Source organism: Nocardioides convexus, assembly GCF_011090295.1.
In genome coordinates, this window is the sequence record NZ_JAAMYA010000001.1 from 1810812 (window position 1) to 1819909 (window position 9098).

A 9098-nucleotide genomic window follows, 5' to 3' on the forward strand; every position below is an offset into this window, starting at 1 on the left:
ACGAGTACGAGGTGGCTCGCCTGCTCACCGACCCGGCCTTCCTCGCCTCCACCGGCGACGCCTTCCCCGGCGGCACCGTCGCGTTCAAGCCTGCACCCGCCGATGCTGCGGGCGATGGGCCGCGACAAGAAGATGTCGTTCGGCCCGCGCAGCCACGGCTCGCTGCGTGCCCTGGCGAGGATGAAGCGCCTGCGCGGCACCCGCGCCGACGTCTTCGGCTACGCCCACGTGCGCAAGGTCGAGCGTGAGCCTGCGCGACCACTACCGCGCCCTGGTGAGCGAGGCTGGCCCGCGAGCCTGACGCTCGACGGCTACGACCGCGCGGTCGAGATCGCCGGCCTGCCGGACATGGTCCGCGGCTACGAGCACGTCAAGCTCGGCAACGTCGAGCAGTACGTCGCCGCGCTGCGCGCCCTCGGCGCGAGCACCCCGGAGGTCAGTGCTTGAGCGAGGGGTCCCAGCGGTTGGCGATGAGCCTGGAAGCCTGGGCGTGTCCTCGAGCGAGGTCATCGCCTCGTAGATCCGCTCGTACCGGGTCGAGGCGATCCGCCACTTTCCGTCGGCGTCGCGGCGGTAGGTGTCGCGGTAGTAGCCGGCGCCGCGGATCTGCACCTTGAAGTCCGGCACCACCACCGTGTCCTCGAACGCCCAGGACCCGGTGGCGGTGTCGCCCTCCACGTCGATCTCGGGGTGGTTGGCGATGTGCACGGTGATGATCCCGCCGCCGAGGTTCTCGGTCATGAAGGCGACGACGTCGGCCCGGTTGTCGTAGTGCAGCGGCTCGCTCATCGCCTGGGTGCCGTAGCGCGCGGTGACGTCCTCGGCGAGGCAGTCGCCGAACTCGTCCCACCGCTTGAGGTCGAGGGTGCGGAAGTAGCGGTGCTTGAGGCGCTTGATCTCCTCGATCGCGGCAAGGTCCATGCCCGCAGGGTAGAACGTGTTCTACCAATCCGGCCAGGACTTCCGCCGATGTCGGTGCCGGGCGGGAGCATGACCCCATGGACGCCGTACGACGCCGCCTGGCCGAGGAGCGCGCGCAGACCCTGCGCCGGCTCGCGGACCTGACCGACGACTACGGCGCGGTCGTCGCGGCCTCCCGCGACACCAACGCCGACGACGAGCACGACCCCGAGGGCGCCACGATCGCCTTCGAGCGCTCCCAGGTGGGCGCGCTCGTGCGCCAGGCGCGGCGCCACTTGGAGGAGATCGACGCGGCGGAGCGGCGCCTGGACGAGGGCACCTACGGGACCTGCGAGCGGTGCGGTGAGCCGATCGCGGAAGGCCGGCTCGAGGCGCGTCCCGTGGCTCGGCTCTGCATCGACTGCGCGAGCAGCGTGTGAGGCTCGGGCACCGGATGGATCCGCGACCGAGGCCGCCCGGCGCCGGCGTCGCTCAGGTGTAGGGCGACTCCGACTCCGCCACGAACCGGACGTGCTCCTCGTCGGACTCGTCGAAGGCAGGCGTCACCGTGAGGACCAGCCGCATCGTCCCGAAGTAGTGGATCCGCGTGCCGGGCGGTGCAACCACCAGGTCTCCCGGGCCCACCTCGACCCGCTCGTCGTCGAGGACGAAGGTGCCGCGGCCGTCCACCACGGCGTACAGGTAGCTGCTGGCGACGTTGCGGAACTCCTGGAAATGCCCGCGAGCCACGTCCACCTGCACCACGGTGGCGCCGGCCGCGGCGGCGTCGTAGCCGTGGACGGCGAGACTCGATGCCGTGCTTGGCGAAGCGGTCGGCTCCGGCGGCCGAGTAGACGTGCTCGCTCATCGTGCGCTCAGACCGCCGCGTCCTGGCGCAGGCCCGCGCAGGCGAGCGTCAGCTCGGCTGGGGAGGACGCCTCGAAGAGCAGGCTCGTCGGAGGGCGCCAGCCGGCGAGCCTGCTGGTAGCGGGCGAGCAGGCTGCGGGACCAGCAACGAATAGCCGCCGGCGTTGAAGAAGTCGGTGTCCGCGTCGACGTCGTCGCTCTCGAGCACGTCCTGGAAGGCCTCCACCCACCGCGCGACGTCGCCGTCCGCGGCGGGCGCCACCGGCACCGGCACGGCCGGCGGCACGGGCTGCGGCACCTCCCGCTCCCGTCCCTCGGTCACGCTCTCCAGCACCAGCGGCTCGGTCACGGTCATGTCCAGGCTCGCCGGCCGGTGTCGCCGGGTTGTCGACGTAGGAGCGCAGCAGGGCCTGGAAACGGGTGGCGAGCAGACTCGACGTCGGCGCGACCGAAGCGCTGGGAGGACCAGTCCCAGGACATGTGGTAGGCTCTCGTCGGCGGTGTCGGCACGCCGCACGCTCGCGGGGAGGACGACCACCGTGAGGTCGAAGCGCGCACTGGCCGTGCTCGGCCCGACCACCAGGTCCATGCTCACCCCGGGGATCTCGGCGTCCGGGAACTGCCGGTCGTGCATCCCGAACGCGAGGTTGAACAGCGGGTTGTCGAGACCGCGCCCGCTGCGCCCGACGGCCTTGACGATCTCCTGGATCGGCGCGGCCTCGTGCTCGACGGCCTCGAAGACCCGGGTCATCGCCTGCCGGGCCAGGTCCGACGCCGGCGCTTGCGGAGAGACCCGCAGCCGGACCGGCAGGGTCGAGATCATCATCCCGACCGTGCGCTCGAACTCGGAGGGCCGGTTGGCCAGCGGTACGCCGAGGACCAGGTCCTCCTGCCCGGAGTGGCGCCGGCACAGGCTCGGCGTAGATCCCGAGCAGGGCGGCGAACACGGTGTGCCGCTCGGCACGGGCGACACCGGCGAGCGCGGTCATCAGGTCGGCGGGCAGCACCTGGCGCAGCCTGACCGCCGCGGTAGTCGAAGAGCGCCGAGCGCTCCGCGGTCAGGCCGGGGAACTCCGTGGTGAACGACGCGTCCTCCAGGCTCCCGGCGCCACCACTCGACCGCCGGTTCGGCGACCGCCCGGTGCTCGGCGGAGCCTCAGGTGCGCGATGTAGTCCTCGTACGACGGCGCGGGCACCGGGACGAAGGTCTCCCCTGCGAGCGTCGCGACGTACTCGTCGAGCACCTCGCTGAGGAAGGCCAGCGCGGACTTACCGTCGTGGACGAGATGGTGCTCGGTCATCAGCAAGCTCGCCACTCCTCCTCGTCCAGGCGCAGCACGGACCAGCGCGCGAGGGGCGCCGTCTGCAGGTCGAACTCGTCCTGCATCTGGTGGAAGAGCAGGTCGGACCGGACCTGCTCGGGGTCGGCGACCCGGCGCAGGTCGTGCTCGGGCACGACCACCTCGACGTCGGCCACGACCTCCTGGCGCGGGACCGCGGCGCCGACGTCGCACAGCCGCAGCCGCATGGCGTCGTGGCGTCGTACGGCGTTGACGACACAGACGCGCAGCAGCGCCGCGTCGATCGGCCCGTGCAGGTTGAGCACCGCCGTGGAGTAGTAGGCCCTGCTGTCGGGGGCGATCCGGTGCTGCAGCCAGATGAGCCTGCTGGGCGTCACTGAGCGGGAACATGGTTCTCCTTGGTGGTCGGGAGGCGGGACAGGGGTACGACGGCAGATCAGCCCGCCCCGCGCAGCACGTCGCGCAGGATGTTCAGCGCGTCGTCCACGTCGGAGGCGGCCAGGCCGCGGTGGGTGACCGCGCGCACCCGGCCGTGGCCGAACTCGGTCAGCGCGAGACCGCGCTGACCCGCCGCGTGCAGGAGCTTTGTTCTCGTCCAGGCCCGGGACCGTGGGCCGGAAGAGCACGATGTTGGTGTCGACGCGGGGCTGGTCGACCTCGACCCCGTCGAGTCTCGTCGAGGCCGGCGGCGAGCCGCGCCGCGAGCACGTGGTCGTCGGCGAGCCGGTCGACCATGGAGGTGAGGGCCACGATCCCGGCGGCCGCGACGACGCCCGCCTGGCGCATCCCGCCACCGAGCATCTTGCGCAGCCGCCGGGCCCGCTCGACGAACGCCTCCTCCCCCGCGAGGATGGAACCGATGGGCGCCGAGAGCCCCTTGGAGAGGCAGAACTGCAGGGAGTCGGCGTGCTGCGCGATCTCCGCCGCATCGACGCCGCTGGCCACGGCGGCGTTGAAGATTCGCGCTCCGTCCAGGTGGACCGGGACGCCACGGTCGTCGGCGAAGCGGCGCAGCTCGGCCAGGTAGGACGTGGCGAGCACCTGCCCGCCCGTTCGATTGTGGGTGTTCTCGACACAGATCAGGGCGGGCAGCGCGAACTGCGGGTCGTCGAGGTCCGGCGGCCAACCGGCAGCCAGGTCGGCGAGGTCGAGGGTGCCGTCCGGCTGGGTGGCGATCGGGCCGTAGACGATCCCGCCGAGGACGCTCGCCCCGCCGGCCTCGTAGAGGTAGATGTCGCTCTCGTCGCCGACCAGCACCTGGCCCCCGCGCGGCACGTGCGTCATCAGCGCCGCCAGGTTGGCCATCGTCCCGCTCGGCATCAGGCAGGCAGCCGGCTTCCCGACCCTCTCCGCGGCCAGGCTCCTCCAGCCGTCGCACGGTCGGATCCTCGCCGTAGACGTCGTCGCCGAGGGCGGCGCTCGTCATCGCCTCCAGCATCTCCGGCGACGGCAGGGTGAAGGTGTCGCTGCGCATCTCGATCATCAGGCGGTCCTCGCTTCCTCGTGGGCCACGTGGACCGTGATCCGGTCCAGGGCGTCGTCCAGCACGTCGTCCAGGCTCCGCCACGGAGTCGGCGGTCGCGATCACGTACCCAAGCCGGTCGTAGGCATCGGCCGGAGGCCGCACCGGGTCGCCGGCGGCGCGGGTGAGGCGCACCTCGGCGACACCCTCGCGGCGTCGTACGTCTTCGGCGCCGGTCACCCCCTCCAGGCTCACCCGCCGCCGGGCTCGTCACGAAGGCGATGCCGGCGGGACGCAGCGCCGCGGCGCCCACCTCCACGGGGAGACCGGCCGCGGCGCGCAGGCTGCTGGAGGAGCAGGTCCGGTCCTCCAGCGAGCCGGATCGCCTCAGGGATCATGCCTCCGGCGGGCCGGGCGTTGATCTCGATGACGACCGGGCCTCGCTCCGAGAGCCGCACCTCGGTGTGGGCGGCGCCGTGGCGCAATCCGGTCGCCTCCAGCGCCGCACGCACCACCCCGGTCACCTCGGCAGCCGTCGCGTCGTCCAGCGGGGCCGGGAAGACGTGGCGCAGGCTCGACGAAGGTCGGCGGAGGCGAGACCGTCTTGCGGGTGATGCCGACCGGGTGCCACCTGCCATCGGCGAAGAGCGTCTCGACGCTCGACTCGGGACCCTCGACCAGGCTCCTCGACCAGGACGTGGGAGGGAGCGCGCTGCCCCCGCACGTTGTGGGAGAGCGTCAGGAGCCGGGCCACCTGCGCCTCGGCCTGGGCCAGGTTCGCGCAGGCCAGCACCCCGGTCGACGCGGAGTCGGCGGCGGGCTTCACCACGCAGGGCAGGCCGACCTGCTCGACCGCGGCCGGCACCTCGGCCGCCAGCGAGACCGCGACCGCGCGCGGCTGGGGCACCCCGGCCCCGGCGAGCACACGCCGCGTCTGGGACTTGAGCCGGCAGGCCCGCACTGCTGCGGGCGGGTTGCCCGGCAGACTCCAGGGCTGCCGCGAGCGCGGCCGCCGCCTCCAGGTAGAACTCACCGGTCGTGGTGACCCCCGCGACCTCTCCGTCCGCGAAGGCGGCACGGACGGCAGCGAGGACCGCGGCGTCGTCGTTGGTGTCGCAACGGATGATCTCGCAGTCCGCCTCACCGACACCCGGGTAGCGGTCCGCGCGGCTCGTCAGCAACACCGGGGCCAGGCCCAGGCTCGTGGGTGCGCGCCAGTGCCAGCAAGCCGGTGCCGGTCGTGTTGGACTCCACGAAGAGCAGCCGTCGGCGCGGTGTCGAGGGCACGCGCGCCCAGGACCAGTCGCTCACCTCGGTGCCGTAGGCGACCTCCACCGGCGTGGACCGGACGCCGAGGCGGTCCAGCCCGGACTCGGCCCAGTAGCGCGCACTGTGCACCGTGTCGACGTACCGGTCGCCGCGGTCGGGGAGGATCCCGACCACCCGGGTGCCGGGCGCCGCTGTGGCCGCGACGTGGCGCAGCACCTGGTAGACCGAGCCGGAGGTGTTGCCCGCGAAGAGCGACTGCTCCCGGGCCAGGTCGCGCGTCGCGGCGAAGGCCTCGTGGTCGTTGAGCCAGTGAACCTCGTCGATCTGGGCGAGGTCGAGGTTGCGCGGGATGAGGCTGTTGCCCAGTCCGCTCTGGCGGCGCCCGGGCAGGTCGGGCTGGGCGAACAGCACACTGCCGACGGCGTCCACACCGATGACGCGCAGGGGCCGCGTGCGGCCCGCGGCACGCAGCGCCCGGCGCAGCGCCCGGGCGGTACCGCACAGCGAACCACCACTGCCGACGGCGCCGACGAGGACGTCGACCTCGCCCAGGTCGCTCACCAGCCTCCTCGGCGAGCGAGGCGTAGGCGAGCGGGTTCTGCGGGTTGTAGTACTGACGCGGCCAGAAGGCGTCCGGGTGCTCGTTCCGCAACGCGGTCAGCCGCTCGATCCGGGCGCTCTGCCACCCGTTGGCCGTCATCGCGTCGACGACGTGCACCGAGCAGCCCAGGGCCTCGAGCCTTCGCCAGGGTGATCGGGTCGATCCGCGGGTCGGTCACGATGTGCACCGGGTGGCCGAGCAGGCTGCCCGCCAGCGCCAGGCCCAGTGCCATCGTCCCCGACGAGCTCTCGATGACCGGCGCGCCCTCGGCCAGCACGCCGCTCTCCCGTGCTTCGGTGAGGACCCGGCGCGCCACGCGGTCCTTCATCGCGAACACGTTCTGCAGACTCGAGCTTGGCGAACACCTCCACCTCCGCGGGCGCGGTGCGTAGCCGCACCACAGGGGTGTGACCGATGGCGTCGAGGAGGGAGTCGTAGGTCGTCATCGCGATCCTTGCTGGCCGAAGCCGAGGGTCTGGAAACAAGCTCACCTGGGCGCGGTCCACGAGCCTGACCGCAGCGACCGATCGCCTCGGCGAGCCGCGCCCTGAAGTCCGGTACGTCGTGCGGCAGGAGGAGCCCGACCGTGGAACCGCTGTGCGCGGTCACCACGCCCACCCCACCCACGTCGGCGCTGAGGGAGGTCATCGCGCTCAACGTCCGCTTCGGGCACAACCGCTGGTTGAGGTGGGCGCTGCGGGTCGTCACCCGGCCGATCGCGGCAGCGTCCCCGGCGGCGACGGCCGCGGTGAGTCTCGGTCAGCAGGGCGGCGTACTCGTGCCGCTCGGCGTCGGTGAAGTTCTTCGGGATCGCGTTGAACGCCACCGTGTCGACGGTCCCGCCCTCGTCGATCGCGACGACCGTCATCGGCGGGACCACGCCCAGCCGGTCGCGGCACACCACGTTGCGGTGCTCGAACACGACCGTGCCGGGGTACATCACCCCGTCTGTCGGCTCGACCGGGCGGAGCAGGTCCTCGACCAGCACGGGCGGCATCGCCAGTCCGACCGCGCTGCCGACCGCCCGGGCGGTGGCCACCAGGTCCGCCGAGGAGCCTGGCGAGTCCCTTTCCCTCCGGCAGCGACCCGGCCAGCCGCAGCACCCCACCGCCCCCGCCCTGCCGCGCGAGCACGGCCTCCGCGACCTGACGGGCCTTGGTCTTCGTGGCGGGCAGCACCTCGACGTCCGTCCGCGTGCCGTCGTAGTCGAACACCGCCGTCGCCCAGCGCGCGATCGGCAACGTCACCAGGAAGTCCGGGCCGTCGGGCAGGGCACCCTGGAGCAGACTCACCGAAGGTGCCGAAGGCCGAGCCTGACCGCCGACGCACGGCCCGTCCGCTCCGGGCGCGGCGCCACGGGCACCACCTGGCGGGTCACCCGGCCCACTCCTGGACCTCGAGGGTCGTGCCGAGCGCGGCGTCGGTGGCCGCGACCGCGTCCGTGACCAAGGCCCGGCGTGCGGCCCACTCCTCCTCCAGCACGTCGAGTCGTGCGCGCTGCTCGCCCAGCAGAGCGGTGACCGCGTCGGGGTGGGTCGACCCGGCAGAGACCTTCGCCCGCACCTGTCCGTCGACGTCCAGGCTCGCGCTGAGGTACGACGCCGGGTCGTCGAGCGGGTAGCCCTCCGCCGCGGCGACGGAGCCCAGCAAGGCCGGGTCGGCGAGGTCCGCTCCCCCGGCGAGCACCGCAGCGACGTAGCGCCCGGCGAGGACCTGAGCGGTGCGCCACGGCACCCCCGCGCGGAGAGTGAGACTCGTTGGCGAGGGTGAGTCCCCCGAAGTGGTCCCCCGCGCACGCCGCGCGCATCCGGTCGACGCGCCAATGCAGACGGTCGAGCACCAGGGTCGTCCCGGCCAGCACCGACCGGGTCTCGGCGAACAGGGTCGCGGCGTGCAGCCCCGCCTCCTTGGAGACCTCGACGGAGTTGCTGAAGGCGGTGTTGCGCTGGCCGGTCGCGATGTCGACGTGGAAGGCGAGGAGGTGGGCGGTGCGCCCGCGCAACCGCTCCAGGACGGGGTAGTTCTTCTTCTGCGGCATCGCTGCGGAGATCCCGGCCAGGCTCGTCCGGCGAACTCGACCAGGCCGAGCGCGCTGGAGGACCACGACATCAGGTCGGTCAGGAACCGGCTGAGCACGACGCCCGCACCGGCGAGGTCCGCGGCGACGTCCAGCAGCCACTGGCGCGAGGCGACGGCGACCAGGGCATGCGGCACCGGCCCGGTGCAGCCCACGGCGCGGGCCAGCCGGTCGCGGTCCCAGTCCAGGCTCCTGGCCCGACATCGGGCCCGCGCCCAGCGGCGAGCGGTTGAGCCGGTCGTGGGTGGACAACAGCCGCTCGGACACCTGGACGACCTGCTCGGCCACCGCGCTGAGGTAGAAGCCGGGCGTGATCACCTGTGCCGCCTGCAAGTGGGTGTAGCCCGGCATCGGCGAGGTGACGTCCTCGGCGGCGCGGGCGTGAGCCACCTCCGCCAGCCTCGCCCAGCGCCTCCCCGATCCCGCGCACCTCCTCGCGGACGTAGAGCACCTGCGCACAGGCCTGCAGGTCGTTGCGGCTGCGGTCGACGTGCCAGGCGACCACACGCTCGGGGAGGGTGGCCGCGACCTGGGTCTCGATGGCCAGAGCGATGTCGCTGAGCGTCGTACCTGCACCGGCGGCGAGGCCTTCGCGAGTCAAGCCCCGCAGACCGTCGGCCA

15 protein-coding genes and 1 pseudogene are annotated in these 9098 nt (G+C 72.9%); 3 read left to right on the plus strand and 13 right to left on the minus strand.

Translation table 11 applies throughout. The annotated features are described in order from the left end of the window. Positions 1 to 11 precede the first annotated feature (11 nt). Positions 12 to 248: a hypothetical protein gene (locus G5V59_RS13480; RefSeq protein ID WP_341350936.1), complete on the plus strand. Its 237-nt coding sequence runs from the start codon at positions 12 to 14 to the stop codon at positions 246 to 248. Continuing rightward, entirely contained in the window at positions 133 to 447 is a 315-nt protein-coding gene (locus G5V59_RS13485; RefSeq protein WP_341350937.1) for a DUF6537 domain-containing protein, read from the plus strand. Before G5V59_RS13480 ends, G5V59_RS13485 begins: the two co-directional genes overlap by 116 nt. Positions 448 to 594: 147 nt before the next feature. On the opposite strand, the pseudogene G5V59_RS36650 reads toward G5V59_RS13485, so the two are convergent. Further along, positions 595 to 921 (minus strand): annotated as a pseudogene (locus G5V59_RS36650) (nuclear transport factor 2 family protein); the annotation flags it as partial. 77 nt (positions 922 to 998) lie between these two features. Between G5V59_RS36650 and G5V59_RS13495 the strand changes: the two are divergent. Then, entirely contained in the window at positions 999 to 1340 is a 342-nt protein-coding gene (locus G5V59_RS13495) for a TraR/DksA C4-type zinc finger protein (RefSeq protein WP_278256787.1), read from the plus strand. 52 nt (positions 1341 to 1392) lie between these two features. Here the strand turns inward: G5V59_RS13495 and G5V59_RS13500 are convergent, their stop codons facing one another. From G5V59_RS13500 to G5V59_RS13555, 12 genes are all read right to left on the minus strand, one after another. Continuing rightward, a complete protein-coding gene (locus tag G5V59_RS13500; RefSeq protein ID WP_278256788.1) occupies positions 1393 to 1662 on the minus strand; it encodes a cupin domain-containing protein in 270 nt (89 codons plus the stop codon). Between the two features lie 154 nt (positions 1663 to 1816). Then, entirely contained in the window at positions 1817 to 2740 is a 924-nt protein-coding gene (locus G5V59_RS13505; RefSeq protein ID WP_278256789.1) for a condensation domain-containing protein, read from the minus strand. An 85-nt stretch (positions 2741 to 2825) separates the two neighbouring features. After that, a complete protein-coding gene (locus G5V59_RS13510; RefSeq protein ID WP_278256790.1) occupies positions 2826 to 3074 on the minus strand; it encodes a hypothetical protein in 249 nt (82 codons plus the stop codon). Then, positions 3068 to 3694 carry a condensation domain-containing protein gene (locus G5V59_RS13515; protein WP_278256791.1) on the minus strand — a complete coding sequence of 209 codons (627 nt, stop codon included), beginning with the start codon at positions 3692 to 3694 and terminating at the stop codon, positions 3068 to 3070. Before G5V59_RS13515 ends, G5V59_RS13510 begins: the two co-directional genes overlap by 7 nt. After that, entirely contained in the window at positions 3615 to 4388 is a 774-nt protein-coding gene (locus G5V59_RS13520; RefSeq protein ID WP_278256792.1) for a threonine aldolase family protein, read from the minus strand. The genes G5V59_RS13515 and G5V59_RS13520 overlap by 80 nt, the downstream gene beginning before the upstream one ends. Beyond that, complete coding sequence (locus G5V59_RS13525) at positions 4388 to 4804, minus strand: hypothetical protein (RefSeq protein WP_278256793.1); 417 nt, start codon at positions 4802 to 4804, stop codon at positions 4388 to 4390. Before G5V59_RS13525 ends, G5V59_RS13520 begins: the two co-directional genes overlap by 1 nt. Then, on the minus strand, positions 4782 to 5714 hold the full coding sequence (locus G5V59_RS13530) for an ATP-grasp domain-containing protein (RefSeq protein WP_278256794.1): 933 nt from the start codon (positions 5712 to 5714) through the stop codon (positions 4782 to 4784). Before G5V59_RS13530 ends, G5V59_RS13525 begins: the two co-directional genes overlap by 23 nt. Beyond that, positions 5671 to 6360, minus strand: coding sequence for a pyridoxal-phosphate dependent enzyme (locus G5V59_RS13535; RefSeq protein WP_278256795.1), 690 nt, complete (start codon positions 6358 to 6360; stop codon positions 5671 to 5673). The genes G5V59_RS13530 and G5V59_RS13535 overlap by 44 nt, the downstream gene beginning before the upstream one ends. Then, a complete protein-coding gene (locus tag G5V59_RS13540; RefSeq protein ID WP_278256796.1) occupies positions 6357 to 6728 on the minus strand; it encodes a pyridoxal-phosphate dependent enzyme in 372 nt (123 codons plus the stop codon). Before G5V59_RS13540 ends, G5V59_RS13535 begins: the two co-directional genes overlap by 4 nt. Then, positions 6725 to 7048, minus strand: a complete 324-nt coding sequence (locus tag G5V59_RS13545; RefSeq protein WP_278256797.1) for a hypothetical protein — start codon at positions 7046 to 7048, stop codon at positions 6725 to 6727. The genes G5V59_RS13540 and G5V59_RS13545 overlap by 4 nt, the downstream gene beginning before the upstream one ends. Positions 7049 to 7104: 56 nt before the next feature. Further along, entirely contained in the window at positions 7105 to 7692 is a 588-nt protein-coding gene (locus G5V59_RS13550) for a hypothetical protein (RefSeq protein WP_278256798.1), read from the minus strand. After that, positions 7689 to 9053, minus strand: coding sequence for a lyase family protein (locus G5V59_RS13555; RefSeq protein WP_341350938.1), 1365 nt, complete (start codon positions 9051 to 9053; stop codon positions 7689 to 7691). The genes G5V59_RS13550 and G5V59_RS13555 overlap by 4 nt, the downstream gene beginning before the upstream one ends. Positions 9054 to 9098: the final 45 nt, after the last annotated feature.

Excerpts from the sequence above, each read along its gene's own strand:
- G5V59_RS13545 (WP_278256797.1), bottom strand. The coding sequence starts at position 7,048 with ATGACCTCCCTCAGCGCCGACGTGGGTGGGGTGGGCGTGGTGACCGCG.
- G5V59_RS13540 (WP_278256796.1), bottom strand. The coding sequence starts at position 6,728 with ATGAAGGACCGCGTGGCGCGCCGGGTCCTCACCGAAGCACGGGAGAGC.
- G5V59_RS13520 (WP_278256792.1), bottom strand. The coding sequence starts at position 4,388 with ATGCCGAGCGGGACGATGGCCAACCTGGCGGCGCTGATGACGCACGTG.
- G5V59_RS13485 (WP_341350937.1), top strand. The coding sequence starts at position 133 with ATGTCGTTCGGCCCGCGCAGCCACGGCTCGCTGCGTGCCCTGGCGAGG.
- G5V59_RS13495 (WP_278256787.1), top strand. The coding sequence starts at position 999 with ATGGACGCCGTACGACGCCGCCTGGCCGAGGAGCGCGCGCAGACCCTG.